The 19747-nt window shown below is 74.2% G+C and carries 25 protein-coding genes; 10 read left to right on the top strand and 15 right to left on the bottom strand.

What is annotated here, in order from left to right; all coding sequences use genetic code 11:
* The first annotated feature begins 45 nt into the window (after window positions 1-45).
* Genes lnt through Phou_RS41140 form a run of 3 tightly spaced genes read left to right on the top strand, consistent with a single transcriptional unit; the run spans window position 46 to window position 2926 of the window.
* Window positions 46-1653, top strand: coding sequence for an apolipoprotein N-acyltransferase (gene lnt, locus Phou_RS41150; RefSeq protein WP_173069100.1), 1608 nt, complete (start codon window positions 46-48; stop codon window positions 1651-1653).
* Window positions 1646-2425, top strand: coding sequence for an arylamine N-acetyltransferase family protein (locus Phou_RS41145; RefSeq protein WP_173068123.1), 780 nt, complete (start codon window positions 1646-1648; stop codon window positions 2423-2425). The genes lnt and Phou_RS41145 overlap by 8 nt, the downstream gene beginning before the upstream one ends.
* A gap of 33 nt (window positions 2426-2458) precedes the next feature.
* A complete protein-coding gene (locus Phou_RS41140) occupies window positions 2459-2926 on the top strand; it encodes an FxsA family protein (protein ID WP_173068120.1) in 468 nt (155 codons plus the stop codon).
* A gap of 59 nt (window positions 2927-2985) precedes the next feature.
* On the opposite strand, the gene Phou_RS41135 is transcribed toward Phou_RS41140, so the two are convergent.
* The 3 genes from Phou_RS41135 to Phou_RS41125 all read right to left on the bottom strand — a co-directional run bounded on the left by Phou_RS41135 (window position 2986) and on the right by Phou_RS41125 (window position 5407).
* Complete coding sequence (locus Phou_RS41135; RefSeq protein WP_173036160.1) at window positions 2986-3330, bottom strand: RNA polymerase-binding protein RbpA; 345 nt, start codon at window positions 3328-3330, stop codon at window positions 2986-2988.
* Between the two features lie 202 nt (window positions 3331-3532).
* A complete protein-coding gene (locus tag Phou_RS41130; RefSeq protein ID WP_173068116.1) occupies window positions 3533-4639 on the bottom strand; it encodes a coiled-coil domain-containing protein in 1107 nt (368 codons plus the stop codon).
* A 30-nt stretch (window positions 4640-4669) separates the two neighbouring features.
* Complete coding sequence (locus Phou_RS41125; RefSeq protein WP_173068112.1) at window positions 4670-5407, bottom strand: MerR family transcriptional regulator; 738 nt, start codon at window positions 5405-5407, stop codon at window positions 4670-4672.
* Between the two features lie 57 nt (window positions 5408-5464).
* Here Phou_RS41125 and Phou_RS41120 point away from each other — a divergent pair, with 57 nt between their 5' ends.
* Together Phou_RS41120 and Phou_RS41115 are read left to right on the top strand one after the other, a co-directional pair.
* Window positions 5465-7072 (top strand): glycosyltransferase 87 family protein, encoded by a 1608-nt coding sequence (locus tag Phou_RS41120; protein ID WP_173068108.1) that lies wholly within the window; start codon window positions 5465-5467, stop codon window positions 7070-7072.
* 35 nt (window positions 7073-7107) lie between these two features.
* Window positions 7108-8115, top strand: a complete 1008-nt coding sequence (locus Phou_RS41115) for an RNA polymerase subunit sigma-70 (protein WP_173068105.1) — start codon at window positions 7108-7110, stop codon at window positions 8113-8115.
* Between the two features lie 73 nt (window positions 8116-8188).
* Here Phou_RS41115 and Phou_RS41110 read toward each other — a convergent pair whose 3' ends face one another.
* Complete coding sequence (locus tag Phou_RS41110; protein WP_173068102.1) at window positions 8189-8773, bottom strand: dihydrofolate reductase family protein; 585 nt, start codon at window positions 8771-8773, stop codon at window positions 8189-8191.
* Window positions 8774-9027: 254 nt separating this feature from the next.
* On the bottom strand, window positions 9028-9528 hold the full coding sequence (locus Phou_RS41105; protein ID WP_246274332.1) for an HNH endonuclease signature motif containing protein: 501 nt from the start codon (window positions 9526-9528) through the stop codon (window positions 9028-9030).
* Window positions 9529-9585: 57 nt separating this feature from the next.
* Between Phou_RS41105 and Phou_RS41100 the strand changes: the two genes are divergently transcribed.
* Entirely contained in the window at window positions 9586-10104 is a 519-nt protein-coding gene (locus tag Phou_RS41100; protein ID WP_173068099.1) for a DinB family protein, read from the top strand.
* Here Phou_RS41100 and Phou_RS41095 read toward each other — a convergent pair.
* Window positions 10098-10595: a metallophosphoesterase family protein gene (locus Phou_RS41095; RefSeq protein ID WP_173068096.1), complete on the bottom strand. Its 498-nt coding sequence runs from the start codon at window positions 10593-10595 to the stop codon at window positions 10098-10100. The genes Phou_RS41100 and Phou_RS41095 overlap by 7 nt on opposite strands.
* 9 nt (window positions 10596-10604) lie before the next feature.
* The gene (locus Phou_RS41090; RefSeq protein WP_218579508.1) at window positions 10605-11069 is read right to left on the bottom strand and encodes a MarR family transcriptional regulator; all 465 of its coding nucleotides are present in this window, start codon (window positions 11067-11069) and stop codon (window positions 10605-10607) included.
* A gap of 34 nt (window positions 11070-11103) precedes the next feature.
* Here Phou_RS41090 and pip point away from each other — a divergent pair, with 34 nt between their 5' ends.
* A complete protein-coding gene (gene pip / locus Phou_RS41085) occupies window positions 11104-12063 on the top strand; it encodes a prolyl aminopeptidase (RefSeq protein ID WP_173068093.1) in 960 nt (319 codons plus the stop codon).
* On the opposite strand, the gene Phou_RS41080 is transcribed toward pip, so the two are convergent.
* Both Phou_RS41080 and Phou_RS41075 read right to left on the bottom strand, forming a co-directional pair.
* Window positions 12051-12680 (bottom strand): carbonic anhydrase, encoded by a 630-nt coding sequence (locus Phou_RS41080; protein ID WP_173068090.1) that lies wholly within the window; start codon window positions 12678-12680, stop codon window positions 12051-12053. The two genes, pip and Phou_RS41080, sit on opposite strands and share 13 nt — an antisense overlap.
* A gap of 102 nt (window positions 12681-12782) precedes the next feature.
* Window positions 12783-13745 carry a helix-turn-helix transcriptional regulator gene (locus tag Phou_RS41075; RefSeq protein WP_218579507.1) on the bottom strand — a complete coding sequence of 321 codons (963 nt, stop codon included), beginning with the start codon at window positions 13743-13745 and terminating at the stop codon, window positions 12783-12785.
* A 49-nt stretch (window positions 13746-13794) separates the two neighbouring features.
* Between Phou_RS41075 and Phou_RS41070 the strand changes: the two genes are divergently transcribed.
* Both Phou_RS41070 and Phou_RS41065 read left to right on the top strand, forming a co-directional pair.
* Window positions 13795-14865, top strand: a complete 1071-nt coding sequence (locus tag Phou_RS41070; RefSeq protein ID WP_173068087.1) for an epoxide hydrolase family protein — start codon at window positions 13795-13797, stop codon at window positions 14863-14865.
* Window positions 14862-16001, top strand: coding sequence for a winged helix DNA-binding domain-containing protein (locus Phou_RS41065; RefSeq protein WP_246274330.1), 1140 nt, complete (start codon window positions 14862-14864; stop codon window positions 15999-16001). The genes Phou_RS41070 and Phou_RS41065 overlap by 4 nt, the downstream gene beginning before the upstream one ends.
* A gap of 71 nt (window positions 16002-16072) precedes the next feature.
* Here Phou_RS41065 and Phou_RS41060 read toward each other — a convergent pair whose 3' ends face one another.
* The 4 genes from Phou_RS41060 to Phou_RS53885 form a co-directional block, all read right to left on the bottom strand.
* Complete coding sequence (locus tag Phou_RS41060) at window positions 16073-16399, bottom strand: ArsR/SmtB family transcription factor (RefSeq protein WP_173068084.1); 327 nt, start codon at window positions 16397-16399, stop codon at window positions 16073-16075.
* Window positions 16400-16431: 32 nt separating this feature from the next.
* Window positions 16432-16845, bottom strand: coding sequence for a nitroreductase family deazaflavin-dependent oxidoreductase (locus Phou_RS41055; RefSeq protein ID WP_246274328.1), 414 nt, complete (start codon window positions 16843-16845; stop codon window positions 16432-16434).
* Window positions 16842-17783: a helix-turn-helix transcriptional regulator gene (locus Phou_RS41050; RefSeq protein WP_308784861.1), complete on the bottom strand. Its 942-nt coding sequence runs from the start codon at window positions 17781-17783 to the stop codon at window positions 16842-16844. Before Phou_RS41050 ends, Phou_RS41055 begins: the two co-directional genes overlap by 4 nt.
* Before the next feature lie 63 nt (window positions 17784-17846).
* The gene (locus Phou_RS53885) at window positions 17847-18164 is read right to left on the bottom strand and encodes a hypothetical protein (RefSeq protein ID WP_246274326.1); all 318 of its coding nucleotides are present in this window, start codon (window positions 18162-18164) and stop codon (window positions 17847-17849) included.
* A gap of 143 nt (window positions 18165-18307) precedes the next feature.
* Between Phou_RS53885 and Phou_RS53880 the strand changes: the two genes are divergently transcribed.
* Window positions 18308-18646 carry a hypothetical protein gene (locus Phou_RS53880; RefSeq protein ID WP_246274324.1) on the top strand — a complete coding sequence of 113 codons (339 nt, stop codon included), beginning with the start codon at window positions 18308-18310 and terminating at the stop codon, window positions 18644-18646.
* Between the two features lie 136 nt (window positions 18647-18782).
* Here the strand turns inward: Phou_RS53880 and Phou_RS53875 are convergent, their stop codons facing one another.
* Window positions 18783-19007, bottom strand: a complete 225-nt coding sequence (locus tag Phou_RS53875) for a hypothetical protein (protein WP_246274318.1) — start codon at window positions 19005-19007, stop codon at window positions 18783-18785.
* Entirely contained in the window at window positions 18977-19747 is a 771-nt protein-coding gene (locus Phou_RS41040; protein WP_246274316.1) for a sulfotransferase family protein, read from the bottom strand. Before Phou_RS41040 ends, Phou_RS53875 begins: the two co-directional genes overlap by 31 nt.

Genomic DNA, 19747 nt, shown 5'->3' with positions numbered 1-19747 from the left:
GATCGGACGTTGCCCTCCCGGGGCGCTACTCTTCGGCAGGTGACCATGGTGGAGCCCGCCGAGACCACGGCCGCCGAGGCCGACTCTCCGGAATCGCAGCGGCGGGAGGCCCCGCACCCCCTCCCGCTGGCCGCCGGCGCGGCGATGGCCCTCGCGGCCGGTGTGGCGCTGCTGCTGTCCTTCCCCACGTACGGGGTGTGGTGGCTGGCCCCGGTCGGTGTCGCGCTGCTGGCCGCCGCCGCGCACCGCCGCCGGTTCCGGGCCGGGCTGGGCCTGGGCGCGCTGGCGGGGCTGGTGCTGTTCCTGTTCCTGCTGAGCTGGAGCAACCTGCACACCGGGCTCGCGCCGTGGCTGCTGCTGTCCGGGCTGCAGGCCGGGTTCATCGCGCTGCTCGGCGGCGCCAGCGCATACATCTCCCCGCTCGTCGACCGCTTCCGGTGGGCGTGGCCGCCGGCGACCGCGCTGCTGTGGGTGGCGCAGGAGGCGCTGCGCGACCGCGCACCGTACGGCGGCTTCCCGTGGGGGCGGCTCGCGTTCAGCCAGGACGACTCGCCGCTGGTGCGGCTGGCCGCGGTCGGTGGGGCGCCGCTTGTCACGTTCGGGGTGGCACTGGCCGGTGGGCTGCTGGTGACCGCGGCGTGGCGGCCGTGGAACCTGTGGCGGGTCCGGCTCGCCCGCGGCCGGCTCGTGCTGTCCGCCGCCGCGCTCACCGCCGCGGCGGTCGCGGTCACCGCCGCCGGGCTGCTGGTACCCACCGCCACGCCGTCCGGCCCGCCGGTCACCGTCGCCGTCGTGCAGGGCAACGTGCCGCGGATGGGCCTGGACTTCAACGCCCAGCGCCGCGCCGTGCTGGAAAACCACGTCACCGCCACCATCGCGCTGGCCGGGCGGGTCGCCGCCGGGCAGCAGCCGCGGCCGGACCTGGTGGTGTGGCCGGAAAACGCCTCCGACGTCGACCCGCTGCGCGACGCCACCGCCGCCGCCCGCATCTCCGACGCCGCGGCCGCGATCGGCGCCCCGATCCTCGTCGGCGGCATCCTGCGCGGCCCGCAGCAGGGCGAGGTCCGCAACGTCGGCATCCTGTGGCTGCCCGGCACCGGCCCCGACCTGGACCAGACGTACGTCAAGCGGCACCCGGTGCCGTTCGCCGAGTACATGCCGCTGCGCGACGTCGCCCGCCTGGTCTCCAAGGAGGTCGACCGGGTGGCGAACATGGTCGCCGGCGACCGTCCCGGCGTCATCCGCACCGGCCCGGTCGCGGTCGGCGACGTGATCTGCTTCGAGGTCGCCTACGACGGGATCGTGCGGGACACCGTCACCAACGGCGCCGGGATCCTCGCGGTGCAGACCAACAACGCGACGTTCGACGTGGCCGAGGCACGCCAGCAGATGGCGATGGTACGGCTCCGCGCCGTCGAGCACGGCCGGGAGTCGCTGATGGCCTCGACGGTGGGAGTGTCCGGTTTCGTGACCGCCGACGGCAAAGTGCACCAGGACACCGGGTTCAACACCCAGGAGGTCATCGTCCGCCAGCTGCACACCTCGCAGTCGCGTACCCTTGCCACCCGCCTCGGGGTGTGGCCGGAGGTGCTGCTGGTGGGCTTGGGACTGGTGGTGCTGGCCGGTGCCGTGGTGGTGCGTCGCCGTGGCTGAGGAGCCGTTCGTCGCCGACTACCTGGCCCGCATCGGCCTGCCGGGCGCGCCGCCCGCCGCCGACCTTTCCGGGCTGCGGCTGCTGCAGCGCGCCCACCTGGGGACGGTGCCGTTCGAAAACCTCTCCATCCACCTCGGCGAGCGCGTCGACCTGACCACCCTGCCCGACAAGGTCGTCAAGCGGCGGCGGGGCGGGTTCTGCTACGAGCTCAACGGCTCGTTCGCGCGGCTGCTGACCGCGTTGGGGTACCAGGTGACGCTCCACTCGGCCCGGGTGTGGGGCGGCAAGCGGTGGGGTCCGCCCTTCGACCACCTGGCGCTGCGGGTGGAGCTGGACGAGCCGTGGCTTGTCGACGTCGGTTTCGGCCGGTTCGCCCACCACCCGCTGCGGCTGTCCGCGCGGCAGCCGCAGGACGACCCGGCCGGCAGCTTCACGGTCGTCGACGCCGAGTCCGGCTTCGGCGACGTGGAGGTCGTCATGGACGGCGAGCCGCAGTACCGGGTCGACCCCCGCCCGTACGAGCTGGCCGACTTCACGCCCACCTGCTGGTGGCACTCCACCTCACCGGACTCGCACTTCACCCGCTCGCTGACCTGCTCGATGCTGGGCGCCGACGGCGGCCGGGTCACGTTGAGCGGTGACCGGCTCATCGTCACCGGCCCGGCCGGCGGCCGCGACGAGACGGTGCTGGACGGCGACGCGGCGGTCCTGGCCGCGTACCGGGACCGGTTCGGCATCGTCCTTGACCGGGTGCCGCGCGTCGCGGCCTGAGCCGGCGGCCCCCGCGCGTGGCATCCTTGACGGATGGGACGGGCAATCGCGCTGGGCGTGCCGTTGGTGGCGGTCGCGGAGATCGTCGTCTTCGTCCTGGTCGGCAGCTGGATCGGATACGGGTGGGCGCTGCTGGCCGTGCTGGCCGCCTCGTTCGTCGGCATGATGCTGCTGCGCCGTGAGGGCATGCGGGCCTGGCGGGGTTTCGTCGCCGCCGCCAACGCCGGCCAGCACCCCGGAGAGCGGGTCATCGACGGCATCGTCGGCCTCGGCGCCGGCGTGCTGCTGACCGTTCCCGGCTTCCTGACCAGCGTCGCCGGGCTGGTGCTGCTGGCACCCCCGGCCCGGTCGGTGGCGCGGCGCGGCGTGCAGCGCTGGACCGAGCGGCGGGTCTCGTCGGCGGTCGCCGGTGACCTGTTCGGCCCGCGGAAGGTCAAGGTCCACCGCGGCGCCCCGGAGCCCGACGGCGCCATCGAAGGCGAGATCGTCGAACCCCGCTGACAGACGAACGTGGCCCCGCCGTTGCCGGCGGGGGCCACGTCGTGCGTGCCGCGTGTGTGTCAGGCGGAGCGGCCGCGCCGCGCGCGGACCTCCTCCAGGCGCTCAGCCAGGATGTCCTCGAGCTCGGCGATCGAACGCCGCTCCAGCAGCATGTCCCAGTGGGTGCGCGGGGGCTTGGCCTTCTTCTGCTCCGGCTCGCTGCCGTCCACCAGGCGGGCCACGCTGCCGTCGAACTTGCACTCCCAGGTCATCGGAACCTCGGCGTCAACGGCGAAGGGCACCTCGAACTGGTGGCCCTTGGCGCAGAGGTACTCGCGGGTCTGTCGCGGGGCCAGCTCGGTGTTGCGGTCGGACTCGTAGCTGACTGCTCCCAGACGGCTCCCGCGCAGCATGCGCTCGCCCATGATCGGCTTTCCCCTCGGTCGTGGTGCTGGTCTTCACTTTTGTAACGACAGGGGTCGGTCGGACGATTCCCGACCGGCCCCTTCGGTGTTTCGACTCGGTGACGCTATCGAGGGTAGCGGGTGGATCTTCGGGTTGAGCGACACCGCGGTGACGGCGGGCCATCTACGACCCAATGGTCCGGTATTTCCGTTCTAACGCGTGTCAGTTAGCCGACGGTGCGGGCGCCGCGGGGCTCAGGTTAGCCAACGCCGACGCCAGGTCGCTGACCTGACCGGACAGCTGCGCCACCCGCGCCTGCGCGGCGTCCCGGTCGGCGACCGCGGCCGCGAGGCGTACCCCCAGGTCGGCGAGGCGGTCCTCGGCGGACGCCGCGGCCTCCCGCGCCACCCGCAGCGCCACGGAGATCCGGTCGTTTTCCACCTCGGCGTCGGCGAGCCGGGCGCGGGACTGCTCGGCGTTCGCGTTCGCCGCCTCCGCCTCGGCGCGGAACCCGTCCGCCGCCGCCCGCGCCGTCTGCGCCTCCGTGCGGGCCCGCTCGGCGGCCGCGGCCGCCGCCTCACCCTCGGCCCGGAACGCGTCGGCCTGCTCCGCCGCCTCGGCCGCCGCCCGGGAGACCTGCTCGGCGTGCACCCGGATCGTGTCCCGCTCGCGGACGGTCTCGGCGAGCTGGCGGCGGTCGGCGTCCCGTTCCTGCCGCGCGGCGTCCCGTTCCTGCCGCATCGCCGCCGCCTCCGCGCGGGCCGTGTCGCGGTCCCGCTCGGCCTGGAACCGCAGCGCGTCCGCGGCGGTCGCCGCCCGCTGCGCCTCCTCCCGGGCCGCGTCGGCCGCGGCGGCAAGCTCACCGGCCGCCGCCGCGGACTTCGCCGCGTGCGCGGACTCGGCGAGGGCACGCTCCTTCTCGCGTACCGCGGCGGCCAGCGCCTGCTGGGCCCGGACCAGCTCCTCGGCGGCGCCGTCCGCGTCGCGGCGGGCCTCGTCCCGCTCGGCCTGCGCGGCGGCGACCTCCGCGGCCGTCTCGGCGCGCACCTCGGCGACCTGCCGCTCCACACCGGCCGGGGACAGGTCGGCGTGCAGCGCCTCGGTCAGCGTCTGCACCGCCTGGTCGAGCTTGTCGACCACCTCCCACGCGCGGGAAACCTGCCCGGCCAGGCCCGGCGCGTTGCGGTGTCGCATGCGCACGTTGCGGGAAGCCTTCTGGCAGGCGCCGTCGTTGTCGCGGCAGTACCGGAACGGTCGCCCGGCGGCGGCCCGTTGCGGCACCGGCTTGCCGCAGTGGGTGCAGGGGCGGGTCTCGACAGGAGCGTCCATCGTGGCCCGCAGTCTAGTGCCGCAAAGCACCTAAACCCGGTAACCCACGGCGAAAGCCCGTTTCATGTACTCCCACACCTCGCCGCTGACCACCCCGCGGGTGGCCGCCTCGGCGCCTTTGCCGTCCAGGCTCGCGTACATCGCCGACAGGATGCCCCGGTCGCCGCCGGTCATCCGGTCCATCAGCGCCGCCCACTGACCGGCGGTCTCCTGCACGGCCGGGTCCGCCGGGTCGCGGCCGGCCTCCACGTGCGAGCGCACCTGCGCGGCCAGCTCGGCCCAGCGGGCCTGCCACCGGGCGAACCCGTCGTCGCCCGCCTCCCGGTGCCGCTGCCGCAGCCGGGCCAGCTGGTCCGGGGTGAAGTAGCTCGCCGCCATCATCGCCTCCATCGTCGAAAGGAGCTGGTCGATCGTGGGCTGGCCGGCCTCGGCGCGGGCCCGCAGCAGCGCGTCCAGGCGGCGGCGCAGGTCGCGCAGGCGGACCAGGTGCTCGTCGACCTGGCCCAGCTGCGCCCGCACCGCCTGCTCCACGTCGTCGACGCCGCCGTCCAGCGCCGCGCCGATCTCCGCCAGCGGCACGCCGAGCTGGCGCAGGGCCAGCACCCGGTACAGGCGGCGCACGTCGGGCGGGGTGTAGAGGCGGTGCCCGGCCGCCGTCCGGGCGGCCGGGCGGACCAGTCCGATCTCGTCGAAGTGGTGCAGCGCCCGCACGGTCAGCCCGGTCGCGGCGGCCAGCTCACCGACCCGCCAGCTGCGCTCGTCGTCCACCCCACGCACGCTAGGACCTCACCCCGCGTGAGGCGCAAGGCCGCTACGGTGGCATCCGTGAACGTGCGCGGGGCGGCGGGACTGTGGGCGTTGTTCGGCGCCGTCGCGGCCGGGTCCGCGGCGCTGGTGCTGGCCCGCCCGGCCGCGCAGCGCCTGTCCGACCTGCACATCTACTACGGCGCGGCGGAGCACGTCGGGGCCGGGCGGCCGCTGTACGAGTACGTGGCCGCCAACGGTGGCCCGTTCACGTACCCGCCGTTCGCGATGGTGCTGCTGCGCCCCCTCACCGTCCTGCCCGAGGGCGCCCTGCAGGTGCTGTGGCTGGCCCTGTCGGTCGCGGCGGTGGCCGCGATCGCCGCGTCGGTGCGGGGCGCGTTCGGCGGCGGGCGGGTCGCGGTGGCGGCGGTGGCCTGCGCGGTACTGGTGTCCGCGCCGGCCCAGAGCAACCTGCGGTTCGGGCAGATGAGCTTCTTCGTGGTGCTGCTCGCCCTCGTCGACGCGGTCGGGCTGACCCCGCCCCGGTGGCGCGGCCTGCTGGTCGGCGTCGCCGCCGCGATCAAGCTGACCCCGCTGCTGTTCGTCGTGTACTTCCTGCTCGCCGGCCGCCCCCGCGACGCCGCCCGGGCGGTCGCCGCGTTCGCCGCCTGCGCGCTGGTCGGCGCGGCCGTGCTGCCGGCGGACAGCTGGGCGTACTGGACCGGCACCGTGCTGCAGACCTCCCGCGTCGGCAACCTGGCCTGGATGGGCAACCAGTCGCTGCACGGCATGCTGCTGCGCGCCGGCGTCGACCCGGGCACGCTGCCGGTCATCTGGGCCACCCTTGTCGCGGTGATCGCCGGTACCGCGCTGTGGCGGGCCCGGACGCTGGCCCGCGGTTTCACCGTTCCGCCTGCCGGTGACCGTGATCGCCCCGCCGAACCGGTGCGGGCCGCCGTGCTCGTCGGCTGTGCCACCGTGGTCGCCTCACCCGTGTCGTGGCCCCACCACCAGGTGTGGACGGTGCTCGCCGCGATGCTGCTGGTCGCCACCCACGGCGTGACACAGCGGGTCGCCGGCGGGGTGCTGCTGGTCGTGATGACCGTGTCGCTGGGCGCGGTGCTCGGCGACGTGTCCACGTACCCCGGCGTGCAGTTCCTGCTGGAAAACGCCCGCGCCCTCGGCGTCGCCGCCGTCTGCCTGGCCGGCTGCGGCGGTGTCGCGGCCGCCGCCGCCCGGGTCCGCTCCCGGCGCCGGGCCGGGCTGCGCGTCGCGGTCGTCGGGGCGGCGCTGCTGGCCTGCTTCGCGGTGCTGCCGCTGCCGGCCGGCGCCGACCCCACCTTCAAGGCGTACACACTGGACGACGCCGCCAACCCCCGCTACTTCTTCGCCAGCCGCGCCTGGAGCGGCGCCGCACCGGCACCCGCGGCGGCGGTGCGGTTCGGGGTCGCCCGCGAGAAGACCAAGATGCGGGTCAACGGCGTCGTCGCCGACGCGGTCACCCGCCTGGAGTACCGGTCCGCGCCCGGCGGCTCCGCCCGCGTGATCCCGCTGCTGGCGGTGGTGGCGCCGGGGCCGCGGGAGTTCTCGTTCCGCAGCGCCAACCTCACCCACGGGCGGCTGACCGCGTACGCGGCGGACGGGCGGGAACTGGCCGCCTTCACCGACCTGACCACGCCGACCCCGTAGTTGGCCTCTCGCACACCGGTGGAAGGATTGACGACGTGACCGACGCCAGAGCGGTGGGCGCCGACGAGGCCGCGTTCATCGCGGCGGTCCGCTCAGACGACCCGGCGCGGTTCGCGCTCATGACCGAACGCCACCGGCGTGAGCTTCAGGTGCACTGCTACCGGATGCTCGCGAACTACGAGGACGCCCAGGACATGACGCAGGAGACGTTCCTGCGCGCGTGGCACAAGCGGGCCTCGTTCAAGGGCCACGCGGCCCTGCGGACCTGGCTGTACCGGATCGCGACGAACGCCTGCCTCGACTTCCTGGAGAAGCGCAACGACCGCACACCCGTACCGTCCGGGCTGGCGGACGGCGGCTCCGAGGTGCTGTACCTGCAGCCGTACCCCGACCGGATGCTCCCCGAGGACCCGCAGGAGTCGGTGGTGGCGCGGGAAACGATCGAGCTGGCGTTCATCGTCGCCGTCCAGCACCTGCCGCCGCGGCAGCGGGCGGTGTTCATCCTGCGCGACGTCGTCGGCTGGCCGGCGGCGAAGGCTGCCGACGCCCTCGAGCTGACCGTCGCATCGGTGACCAGCGCGCTGCAGCGGGCCCGGGTGACGATGCGCGAGCAGCTGCCCGACCGCCGCGTCGACTGGCGCAGACCCGCCACCCACGAGCTGTCGGACGACGAGCGCGGCGTGGTGAAGCTGTATATCGACGCCCATGAGCGCAACGACCTCGACGGGCTGATGGCCCTGCTCCGCGACGACCTGCGCTTCGTGATGCTGCCCGAGGCCGGCACGTCGGCCAGCACGGCCAAGGACGCGGTGGACGGCTGGGTCTCCGGTGGGCTCTTCCAGCCCGGCTACGACGACTGGCGCTGTATCGCCACGACGGTGAACCTCATGCCCGCAGCCGCGCTGTACCTCCGCACGCCCGACGGCCCGGAGTACCGGCTGTTCACCATGGCGGTCCTGGACATCGTCGACGGGAAGATCGCCGAGCTCACCGGATTCGACGCCGCCGACAAGCCATGGCTGGACCTGCCGCCGACACTGTGATCAGACCGCCCCGCCGGCAACGCCGGCGGGGCTTGTTCGGCCTGGCCTCACGAGCCGATCGTCCGGCCCGTGCTCATCGCCTCGTCTCGTATCGGGTCAGCAGCCTGCCGCCGGGAAACGTCCGCGTCTCCACCAGGTTCAGCTTCACCCAGCTGTCCAGCGCGGTGAAGTACGGGGTGCCGCCGCCCACCAGGACCGGCACGGTGACCAGCACGTACTCGTCGATCAGCCCGGCCCGCATGGCCGCCCCGGCGAGCGTCGCGCCGGCGATGTCCATCGGGCCGCCGTCCTCGGCCTTGAGCCGGGTGATCTCGGCGACCGCGTCGCCGGTGACCAGGCGGGCGTTCCAGTCGACCTTGTCGATCGTCGAGGAGAACACCACCTTCGGCACGTCCCGCCAGCGGCGGGCGAACTCGATCACCGCCGGTGTGGCGCCGGGCTGCTGGTCGGCGGTCGACCAGTCGGAGCTCATCAGCTCCCACAGCTTGCGCCCGTACAGCGACAGGCCGGTCGCCGCCACCCGGTCGGACCACCACTGGAACAGCTCGTCGCTCGGCGGCGAGTCCGGCCCGTCACCCCCGCTCCAGCCGAGGTCGTCCCCGCGCGCGGCGATGTAGCCGTCCAGGGTCACGTTCATGGCGAAGATCAGTTTCCGCATCGTGCCTGCCTCCTGTGAGTTGGTCTCACCCGTACCGACGGGCGCGGCGCGAAAACCTAATCGGTTCTCCACACGGTGACGGGGAGGTAGCGCGCCAAACGCTCGGAGGAAGTCGCGCTCGAATTATCGGATTGACATTACTGGTAATCCAATAATCCAAACGGAGCCTTCGGGGGAGCGCACCATAATGACAGCTATGCAGCGTAATGACTCAGGCTGGTGTACCGGAGAAACCGCGGCGTCCGGGCGGAGCGCTAGCGGGCGTCCCAGCGGGCCTTCGACTCGGCCATGCCCTGCGGGGTGAGGGAGGCGGCCCGCTCGGCGGCCTGGCGGATGCGCCAGCGCTGCTGGGCGTCGGCGTTGCAGCGGCGGCACTGCCTGCGCAGCCGGCCGGTCGCCGGGTCGAGCTCGCGCTCGTGACCGTTGCGGCAGGTGGGCGCCTGCACGCGGGTCCGGCAGTTTTCGGCGTGGCTGATCTGACGCAGGTGGGTCGGCTCGACGCAGTCTTTGACGCCGCAGGTGTGGTCGACCTTGAGGGTGGGGTCGACCGGGCCGACGAAGACCGCGTACGCCACGATGTGCGCCCAGGCCCGTCCGGCGATCTTCTGGTGGACGCCGCGCTGGGTGCCGTAGCCCTGGACGATCAGGCAGCCGTCCGGGCGGCGGGTCGAGCGGGCCAGCAGCAGCGCGCGCAGCGACTCGGGGGTGTGGCGCTTGGACAGTCCACCGACGTTGTCGAGCACGGTCTCCAGCATGCGGCCGACCGAAAATGGCGGTGACCGCGCCACGCCGGGCCGGGTACGGTCGCCGGCATGCCGCCACCCAGGCAACGCCCGCCGTTCGTCGCCGACGAGCGCACGCAGCTGGTCGGCTGGCTCGACCTGCAGCGCGCGATCGTGCACTACAAGTGCGAAGGGCTGCCCGACGGGGACGCGCGCCGGGTGGTGCTGCCGACCTCGCCGCTGATGACCGTGGCCGGGCTCGTCTCGCACCTGCGGTGGACCGAGCACAACTGGTTCGAGGTGATATTCCTCGGCGGGCCGGCCGCGGACAACCCGCTCTACTGGCGTGAGCCCGAAGACGCTGACATGCGCGTCGAGGACGGGGTGTCGCTGGCCCGGCTGCTGGAGGAGTACGACCGGCAGTGCCGGCGCTCCAACGAGATCGTGGCCGCGCACGGGCTGGACGAGACGGGGCGGCACCCGGAGCTGCGGTCGGCGCAGGCGACGCTGCGGTGGATGGTCATCCACATGGTCGAGGAGACCGCCCGGCACGCGGGGCACCTGGACACGATCCGCGAGACGCTCGACGGGCGCAAAGGCTACTACTGACCGATCCGGTGCAGCTGGACGTCGCGCAGGGCGCCGGACGCCACCGTCGCGGTCAGGAACGTCGCGTACGGCTCGCGCCGCCGGTCGGTCGGCGAGCCCGGGTTGAGCAGGCGCAGGCCACCCGGGGCGACCGTGTCCCACGGGATGTGCGAGTGGCCGAAGACGAGCACGTCCACGCCGGGAAAGCGGGCGGCGCAGCGGCCCTCGCGGCCGGCGGACGGTCCGGTCTCGTGCACCACCGCCATCCGCAGGCCGTCCAGTTCGGCGTGCGCGACCTCGGGCAGCCGGGCGCGCAGGGCGGGGCCGTCGTTGTTGCCGTACACGCCGATCAGCCGCGCGGCGCGGGCCTGCAGGGCGTCGAGCGCGTCCACCGATACCCAGTCGCCGGCATGGACCACGACGTCGGCCGCGTCGACCGCGGCCCACAGCTGGGGCGGCAGGTCGCGGGCCCGTTTGGGCAGGTGGGTGTCGGAGGTGACGACCAGGCGCATCCCGCCAGCCTAGGTGTGGGCGCGGATCCGGTCGCGGAACGGGCGCCGCGCCAGCGCCGCCCGCACCGCCAGCAGCAGGTCGCCCAGCGGCATCGGCAGCTCGGCGTCCAGCTCGCGCATCGCCGCGGCGGTCGCCGCCCACTCCGCCTCGATCAGCGGCAGCAGGTCACGCGCGCGGTCGGTGAGCGTCACGATCCGCTGCCGCGCGTCGGCGCCCGGCGAGAGCGTGACGAGCCCGGCCCGGGACAGCTGCGCGACGGTCTGGCTGGCCGCGGAGTGGGTGACGCCGACCGCCCGGGCCAGGTCGCGGATCGACATCGGGCCGGCGGTGACCAGCGCCCGGATCGGCGGGGAGAAGCGCGGCCGGTAGTCGGGCACGCCGGCGTCGCGGTAGACGGTGGCGACGTCGCCGTCGAGCAGCTCCAGGACGTGGCGCATGAGCGTGCCGACGGCCTCGCGTCGAGCGGGGGTCACCGACCCAATGTAACAGCACTGTTAGATTGGGGGAGTGACGTACCCACACATCGAGCCGTACGCGCACGGCATGCTCGAGGCCGGCGACGGCCACCGCGTGTACTGGGAGACCTGCGGCAACCCCGACGGGCGTCCCGCGGTCGTGCTGCACGGCGGGCCCGGGTCCGGGTGCACCCCGGCGTGGCGGCGGTTCTTCGACCCGGAGGCGTACCGGGTGGTGCTGTTCGACCAGCGCGGCTGCGGCCGCAGCACCCCCTCGGCCGCCGAGCCGGACGCGGACCTGTCCACCAACACCACCCACCACCTGCTGGCCGACATCGAGCTGCTCCGCACCCACCTGGGCGTGGAGCGGTGGCTGGTCTTCGGCGGCTCGTGGGGCTCCACGCTGGGCATGGCGTACGCGCAGCGGCACCGCGAGCGGGTCACCGCGCTGGTGCTGTTCAGCGTCGCGGTCGCCACCGTCCGCAACGTCGAGTGGATCACGGAGTCGATGCGGCGGTTCTTCCCGGCCCAGTGGGCGGCGTTCAAGGCCGGCGCGGGCGGGCAGCCGGGCCGGCTCGTCGACGCGTACGCGCGGCTGCTGGCCGACCCGGACCCCGCCGTGCGGGACAGGGCGGCCCGCGACTGGTGCGACTGGGAGGACAGCCACGTGGCGGTCACCGCCGGCCACAAGCCGTCCGCGCGGTACCAGGACCCGCGTTTCCGGCGGCTGTTCGCGCGGCTGGTCACCCACTACTGGCGGCACGGCGCCTGGCTCGACGACGAGCAGATCCTGCGCGGCGCCGCGACGCTGGCCGGCATCCCGGGCGCGCTCATCCACGGCCGCCTCGACGTGAGCAGCCCGCTGGACGACGCGTGGGAGCTGGCCCAGAGGTGGCCCGACGCCGACCTCGTCGTGGTCGACGACGCCGGGCACGGCGCCGGCTACCCCGGGATGACACAGGCCTGCCTGGCCGCCCTCGACAGGTTTGCCAGGAGCCCTCAGACGCCGTGACCGGCCACCCGGCGCACGGTGCCCTCGCCGAGGCCGTACGACAGGCCGACCACGCCCAGGCGGCCGTCGGCGAGCCGGTCGGCGATCACCTGCGAGCGGCGGACCAGCAGGTCCACGGTGTACCGGATGTGCTCCTCGACGGCCGCGTCCGCGTCGGCGAGGGCCTGGCTGCGGACCGCGAGCACGCTGAGCATCACCCGCTCCACCACGTCCCGCACGAACCCGTCCGGCGTCGTGCCGTGCCGCACCGCGTCCAGCGCGGCCGCGATCGCACCGCACGAGTCGTGGCCGAGCACCGCGATCAGCGGGGTGTCCAAGGCCGCCACCGCGTACTCGATGCTGCCCAGGATCTCCGCGCCGACCACGTGGCCGGCGGTGCGCACGACGAACAGGTCACCCAGCCCCCGGTCGAAGATGATCTCGGCGGCGAGCCGGGAGTCGCTGCACCCGAACAGCACCGCGAACGGCCGCTGCGCCGGCGCCAGCGCCGCCCGCCGGTCGGCGTCCTGATGAGGGTGCAGCCGCTCACCGGCGACGAACCGCTTGTTGCCGTCGACCAGCAGCTGAAGCGCCGAAGCCGGCGAAGCCGGCCACCCGCTGTCCACGCCGTCGTCCATCCCGCACACTCCCGCCGCCAGTCGGGTACATCCCCCAAGGAGTGTGCCGGTTCGACCCCGGGCTGTGACCAAACTCGGGCTTTTACCTTCGCCACACCTGGCTCACGTCCCAGCATCCGGCGGGCCGGCCGCGCGGGCCGCCCGCGCGCCGAGCTCGCGCAGGCGGGCGACCAGCTCCGGCGGCTCGTGCACCTCGAAGTCGCAGCCCAGCGTCATCAGCCGCCACGCCACGAAGTCCAGCGTGTCGGTGTGGCTGTTGAGGCGGCAGGTCCGCGCGTCGACCGCGACAAGGTCGTCCGGCGAGTCCCCGATCCGGCCGGCGACCCGCTCGATCGGCGCGTGCAGGGTGGCCACCGCCCGGTACACCGGGGTGCGCTCGGACAGCCGGCGGGTCACGAACGCGGCCGCGTCGCCGTCCGGCAGCTGCCGCGCCACCGCCCGGTACCCGATGACGGCCGGGTCGGTCACCCGGTCCACCCGGAAGATCCGCCAGTCGTCGCGGTCGGTGTCCCAGCCGACCAGGTACCAGCGGCGCCCGGCGCAGACCAGCCGGTGCGGCTCGACCCGCCGCTCGGTGCCGGCGCCGTCCTGGTCGCGGTACCCGAACCGGATCCGCTCGGAGTTGGTGACCGCGCCGGCCAGCAGGGTCAGCAGCTCCGGGTCGACGGTCGGCCGTTCCCAGGTCAGCAGCGGCTGGGTGGCCGCGCCGAGGGCGGCGACCCGGTGGCGCAGCCGCTTCGGCAGCACCTGTTCGAGCTTGGCGAGGGCGCCCACCGCCGCCTCCTCGATGCCCTGCACCGCGTGGCCGGCCGCGGCGCGCAGCCCCACCGCGATCGCGACCGCCTCCTCGTCATCCAGCAGCAGCGGCGGCATCGCGGCACCGGCGCCGAGGCGGTAGCCGCCGGCCGCGCCCATCGTGGCCTCCACCGGGTACCCGAGCGCGCGCAGCCGCTCCACGTCCCGGCGCACCGTGCGCAGGCTGACCCCGAGGCGGCGGGCCAGCTCACCGCCCGGCCACTCCCGCGGCGTCTGCAGCAGCGACAGCAAACTCAACAACCGGGTCACCCGCCAACTGTGACAGGTCCTGACCTAGATGGCTCCTACCGTGGTCCGCATGACGCCTTTCCGGATCGACATCCCCGACGCCGACCTCGACGACCTGCGCGAACGCCTCGCCCGTACCCGGTGGCCGGCCCAGCTGCCCGGCGAGGGCTGGAGCCGCGGCGTGCCGGTCGCGCACCTGCGGGAGCTGGCCGCGCACTGGCGCGACGGGTTCGACTGGCGGGCGCAGGAGGCCCAGCTGAACGCGTTCCCGCAGTTCACCACCAAAATCGACGGGCTCGACGTGCACTTCCTGCACGTGCGCTCGCCGCGGCCGGACGCGCTGCCGCTGCTGCTGACCCACGGCTGGCCGGCCTCGTTCGTCGAGTTCGTGCGCCTCATCCCGCTGCTCACCGGCACCTTTCACGTGGTCGTGCCGTCGGTGCCGGGCTTCGGCTTCTCCGCGCCGCCGCGGGCGGCCGGGTTCAGCGTCGACGCCGTCGCCCGCATGTGGGCGACGCTGATGGCCCGGCTCGGCTACGACAGGTACGGCACGCAGGGCGGCGACCTGGGCGCGTACGTGGCGCCGCAGGTCGCGATCGTCGATGCTGAGCACGTGGTGGGCGTGCATATCGACGGCGGGTTGGGCTTTCCGACCGAGGACGACGTGGCGGCGATGAGCGAGGCCGAGCGGGACGAGTACCAGCAGGTCATGTCGTGGGCCGGGCACGGCGTCGACCACCACGCCCTGCTGCGGGCCGCGCCGCAGACCTTCGCGTACGGGTGGCAGGACTCACCCGCCGCCGCGCTGGCCTGGCTGGCGCAGAAGTTCCGCGACTTCGGCGACGAGGTCGAGCGGGACCTGTTCCTGACCAACGCCAGCGTCTACTGGTTCACCGGCACGTTCGGCACCTCGTCCTGGCCGATGTACGACACGGCGCGCTCGACCTGGCCCACCGGGCAGAAGGCGGTGCCCAGCGGCGTGTACGCCGGCGGCCCGGCGCTGTTCCGCCGCCTCGCCGAGCGCGACAACACGATCGTGCACTGGCCGGAGGGCAACCCCGGCGGCCACTTCGTCGCCATGGAGGAGCCGGCGGCGCACGCGGCCGACATCGCGGCGTTCTTCGACAAGGTGGCGCGGTGACCGCGTTCACGTGGGCGCAGGTGGTGGCGCGGCGGCTGGCGCGGCACGGGCTCGCCGCGCCCGCCACCGACCTGGCCGCCACTGTCAGCGCGATGTGCGGCGCGCACGCCCAGGTGATGTCCGCCGCCGAGGCGTCCATCGGCGTGCGGGTCGCCGGCATCACCCGCGCCGACGTGCGCCACGCCCTGTGGCAGGACCGCACGCTGGTCAAGACCCGCGGCCCGCGCGGCACCGTGCACCTGCTGGCCGCCGCCGACCTGCCGATGTGGACCGGTGCGCTGGGCGCGCTGCCGGCACCGCCGTACGCGGGCGGCGCCAACGCCCTCATGACCCCCGACCAGGTCGACCAGGTGGTCGCCGCGGTCGCCGCCGCGCTCAAGGACGCCGAGCTGACCGGCGAGGAGCTCACCGCCGAGGTCGTGGCCCGGTGCGGGCCGTGGGCCGGCGAGCGGGTGATGGAGGCGTTCCAGGACAAGTGGCCGCGCTGGATGCAGGCGATGGAGACCGCGTCGCGGCGGGGCGCGATGTGCTTCGGGCCCAACCGCGGCCGGCAGACCACCTACACCAGCCCGGCCCGCTGGCTGCCCGGCTTCACCGCCGAGCCCGGGCAGGTCGCGCTGCCCGAGCTGGTCCGCCGGTACCTGTACGCGTACGGGCCGGCCACCCCCGCCCACTTCGCGAAATGGCTGTCGATCGGGCAGCGGTGGGCGCAGGAGCTGTTCGCCACGGCCGGCCTGCAGCAGGTCACCGTCGACGGGTCGCCGGCCTGGGTCGCGGCCGGCGACACCGCCATGCCGGCGGGGCGGCCGCGCGGGGTGCGGCTACTGCCGTACTTCGACGCCTACGGCATCGGCTGCCACCCCCGCGAGAAGGTCTTCCCCGGCCGCGCCGGCGAGCGGGCGCTCAACCGAGGCCAGGCCGGCAACTACGCGGTCCTGCTGGTCGACGGCACGGTCGCCGGGATCTGGCACCAGCGCCGCTCCGGCAAGCGGATCGCGGTCACGGTGGAGGCGTTCGGCACGCTCCGCCCGAGCCGGCTCAAGGCGCTGGGGGAGCAGGTCGAGCGGCTGGGCCAGATCCTGGAGGGCACGCCGACCCTGACGCTGGGCGAGGTCACCGTCGGCGGCCACGCCTAGCCCTCATCGCCGCGGTTGACCAGGGAGTTGGTGGGCGTGCCGGCCGGCGTGTCCCGGCACGAGGTCCCTGATCAACGCTCGGGCGGGCCGCCGCGGGCCTCGCGGTCGAGGTGCTGCTCCAGGCGGTCGAGGCTGCCGGACCACAGCCGGCGGTACGGGGCCAGCCACTGGTCGATCTCGGTCAGCGGCTCGGGGCGCAGCTCGTACCAGCGGCGCTGGGCGTCCTGGCGCACCTGGACCAGCCCGGCCTCGCGCAGCACCCGCAGGTGCTTGGACGTGCCGGGCTGGGTCAGGCCGAGCCGCTCGACAAGCTCGCCGACCGGTCGGGGGCGCTCCAGCAGCAGGTCCAGGATGCGGCGGCGGGTCGGCTCGGCGAGGACGTCAAAGGTCGACAGCACCCACCGAATATAACCGCCATCGCATATACGGGCTAGCCGTGGCGGCGCAGGACGACGACCGGGATGGTGCGGCCGGCCTTGGCCTGGTGGTCGGCGAAGAACGCGTACCGCTCGACCACGCCGGCGAAGATGTCGTCGCGCTCGCCTCCTTCCGGCACCACGGCGGTGGCCTCGTACTTCTCGCCCTCGACCTCGACGGTGACCTGCGGGTGCGCGACGAGGTTGCGAAACCAGTCCGGGTGCTTGGGCGCGCCGGCGTTGGAGGCCACGACGAGAATGTCGTCGCCGTGCGGGATGTACATCATCGGCGCGGTGTGTGCCCGGCCGGTGCGGGCGCCGGTCGTGGTCAGCAGCAGCATCGGCCGGCCGTGGGCGGTGCCGCCGGCGGCCCGGAACTCCTCGATCACCTTGCGGTTGTGGGCACCCATGTCGTCGGGGATCGTCATGTCGCGTCCTCCTGTCGGTAGAGGCGGCTCATGCCGCGGATCGTCTCGGCGAACCGGTCGCGCAGCTCGGGCGGGCCGAGCACCTCGACGTCGGCGCCGAGCTTGAGCAGCTCCATCAGGCCGTGCCTGACCGACTCGATCGGCACGGTGGTGCGCACCCAGCCGTCGTCGCCGGGCGGGCCGGCGTTGGCGACCGCGCCGCGGCTCATCGCGGGCGGGAAGATGTGCGGCATCCGGGCCAGCGCCTCGGCGGTGATCCGGACCGTGGCCTCGTCGACGTAGACGCTCTCCTCGTACCGCTTGGCCCACGCCTGCCAGAACTCGGCCAGGTCGAAGCCGCCGGGCCGGGCGAACGGCTGGTCCAGCACGTCGACGCCGAGCACGTTGCTGACCCGGTAGGTCAGCGGGCGGGAAAGGTCGTCGGCCGGGGCGGCCACCAGGTACCAGCGGCCGGCCTTGAGCACCACGCCGAGCGGGGCGAGCGTGCGGGTGACCTCGCGGGGCGCCTTCCACCGCAGGTAGCGGGCCTGGACGAGGCTCTCGTCCCAGACCGCGCCGGCCAGCGCGGACAGGTGCGGGGTCTGCTCGTCGCGGCGGAACCAGCCGGGCGCGTCCAGGTGGAACCGCTCGCGGATCCGCCCGGCCCGCGCGCCCAGCTCGGGCGGGAGCGAGGCGCGCAGCTTCAGCTCGGCGGCGGTCAGCACGGCGCCGAGGCCGAGCTCGGCGACCGGGCCGGGCACGCCGGACAGGAACAGCGTCTCGGCCTCGTCGACGGTCAGGCCGGTCAGCCGCGTGCGGTACCCGTCCAGCAGCTGGTAGCCGCCGGCCGGGCCGCGGTCGGCGTACACCGGCACGCCTGCGCCGGACAGCGACTCGACGTCCCGGTAGATGGTGCGCACCGAGACCTCGAGCTCCTCGGAGAGCTCCTGGGCGGTCATCCTGCCCGCGTCTGCAGGAGCAGCAGCAGGGACAGCAACCGGCTCGCGCGCACGCCTCCGAAACTAGTCCAGGTGGCTGACAGCCGGTGTCAGGTACTCGGTGCGCAGTTCGTGCGCGCCGTCCGCGCGGGTGGCCTCGTAGTAGACGCGGTGGCCGCCGCCGGGCAGCGCGACCACGCTCAGGTACCGCAGGCCGCCCGGCGGGTGCGGCGAGGACAGCGGCTCGCGCTCGGCGGCGACCAGCGGGGTGAACCGGCCGTCGCCGGCCCGCCCGCCGCGGGCGACGCCGGTGCGCTCCTCCCAGTTTTCGGCGGCGGTGGCCCGCCCGTCGTACGCGGCCAGCAGCGTGTCGCCGTCGGCGAGCACCGAGGAGACGCGCACCCGCGGGCGTCCCAGCGGCCGGCCCGGCCGGCGAGCGCGACACCCTGCCACCGCCAGGCGACGCCGTCGGGGCTTGTCGCGTACCAGGTGGACATGCGGTCGGCCTCGTCCCACGACTCCAGCGGGTGGCAGGAGGCCCACAGGTGCCAGGTGCCGTCGGCGGTGCGCAGCAGCACGGGGTCCTTGACGCCGGTGGACTCGTCGCCGGCCAGCACGGTGCGGGCCGGCGCGTGCGGCAGCCCGGCCGGGTCGTCGGCTTCGAGCAGCTCGACCCGCCAGTGCTTGGTGCCGGGGTGGCGGCGCTGACGTACAGCCGCCACCGCCCTTCGGGGGTGCGGACCAGCGCGGGCCGTTCGAGGGACTCGGCGTCGAAGCGGTCCTTGCCGACCTCGGCGACGGTGGTGAAGGCGACCCCGTCGGTGGAGTGCGCGATGACGTTGGCGATGCCGCGCCCCTCGCCGACCGGCAGCCGCACCCGGTAGGCGAGGTAGATGCCGTCCTCGGTCCAGATCGACGAGGGGGCGCCGGCCCAGGCGCCGGCGCGGGTGTCCGGCGGCCCGACCGCCACCGCCGAGCCCTTCCACTGTGGCAGCGGCAACGTGCGGTGCACTGTGCTCCTCATCGGGTTCGGGCGGTGTCGGGTTCGGACGCCGGCCGTCCGGGTGCGTGGCGGTCGGCGTCCAGCCAGTCGTCGTACCGCTGGCCGGTGACCTCCTGCAGCAGCGCGATGTCGTCGGCGAACGCCGGCAGCAGCGCGGCCCGGTCCTCGGGCTTGAGCGGGATGCGCCGCCCGTGGCCGCGCTGCAGGAGGGTCAGCAGCGGGCCCCGGAAGACCTTGCGCAAGGGTACGGGAAAGTGCTGCCCGAACCCGGCACCGGTGCGCAGCAGGTAGCGCAGCGCGGCGTTGACGCGGGTGTTGTCCACGGTGCGGGTGACGTTCTCGGCGGGGACGACGTCGATGACGCCGGTGTCGACGCCGAGGAACGCGCACACCTTGTCCAGGGCCGCCGCGGGTGTCTGCCGCAGCTCCAGGTAGCGCATGAGCAGCACCTGCTCGCGGGGAAGTACTCGTACAGGTGCTTGACCTGCGCGCCGTACCGGCCGAGGTCGAGGTAGTGCCAGAAGGCCGCCCAGCCGGCCGCCTTGCGCTGGTCCTCCAGGCGGCAGGCGGTCAGGAAGTCGGCCTCCGGCTCCAGCCCGGCGGTCCACAGGTGGGTCCAGTTGGAGTGCGCGCGGTCCACCGGGTCGCGCAGCAGCAGGATGATCTTCGCGTCCGGCACGAGCCGGTGGATCCGCGCGTGCGAGTCCAGGTGGTGCAGGTAGAACGGGGTGGCCTCGCCGCGCAGCGCGCCGGGCGGGGCCGGGTCGAACAGGCGCTCGTAGTCCTCGCGGCGCCACACGTGCTCCTGGTAGGTCTGCGCGTCGCCAGGCCCGCCGCGCGTGGGTGGCGGGCCGTCGGTCAGGAAGAACTTGGGCTCCTTCACCGAGGGCAGGAACAGGTCGGGGTGGCGGACCAGGGCCGCGTGCAGCGCGGTCGTGCCCGCCTTGGGTACGCCCGCGATGAGGAAGTGGGGCAGCGCCAC

This window comes from Phytohabitans houttuyneae (assembly GCF_011764425.1).
GTDB lineage: Bacteria > Actinomycetota > Actinomycetes > Mycobacteriales > Micromonosporaceae > Phytohabitans > Phytohabitans houttuyneae.
This window is presented reverse-complemented; position numbering and strand designations above follow the sequence as displayed.

What these genes read in the sequence shown, in the direction of transcription:
- lnt (WP_173069100.1), top strand. Translation starts at nt 46, where the DNA reads ATGGTGGAGCCCGCCGAGACCACGGCCGCCGAGGCCGACTCTCCGGAA.
- Phou_RS41140 (WP_173068120.1), top strand. Translation starts at nt 2,459, where the DNA reads ATGGGACGGGCAATCGCGCTGGGCGTGCCGTTGGTGGCGGTCGCGGAG.
- Phou_RS41135 (WP_173036160.1), bottom strand. Translation starts at nt 3,330, where the DNA reads ATGGGCGAGCGCATGCTGCGCGGGAGCCGTCTGGGAGCAGTCAGCTAC.
- Phou_RS41130 (WP_173068116.1), bottom strand. Translation starts at nt 4,639, where the DNA reads ATGGACGCTCCTGTCGAGACCCGCCCCTGCACCCACTGCGGCAAGCCG.
- Phou_RS41110 (WP_173068102.1), bottom strand. Translation starts at nt 8,773, where the DNA reads ATGCGGAAACTGATCTTCGCCATGAACGTGACCCTGGACGGCTACATC.
- Phou_RS41105 (WP_246274332.1), bottom strand. Translation starts at nt 9,528, where the DNA reads ATGCTGGAGACCGTGCTCGACAACGTCGGTGGACTGTCCAAGCGCCAC.
- Phou_RS41100 (WP_173068099.1), top strand. Translation starts at nt 9,586, where the DNA reads ATGCCGCCACCCAGGCAACGCCCGCCGTTCGTCGCCGACGAGCGCACG.
- Phou_RS41095 (WP_173068096.1), bottom strand. Translation starts at nt 10,595, where the DNA reads ATGCGCCTGGTCGTCACCTCCGACACCCACCTGCCCAAACGGGCCCGC.
- Phou_RS41080 (WP_173068090.1), bottom strand. Translation starts at nt 12,680, where the DNA reads ATGGACGACGGCGTGGACAGCGGGTGGCCGGCTTCGCCGGCTTCGGCG.
- Phou_RS41070 (WP_173068087.1), top strand. Translation starts at nt 13,795, where the DNA reads ATGACGCCTTTCCGGATCGACATCCCCGACGCCGACCTCGACGACCTG.
- Phou_RS41055 (WP_246274328.1), bottom strand. Translation starts at nt 16,845, where the DNA reads ATGACGATCCCCGACGACATGGGTGCCCACAACCGCAAGGTGATCGAG.
- Phou_RS41050 (WP_308784861.1), bottom strand. Translation starts at nt 17,783, where the DNA reads ATGACCGCCCAGGAGCTCTCCGAGGAGCTCGAGGTCTCGGTGCGCACC.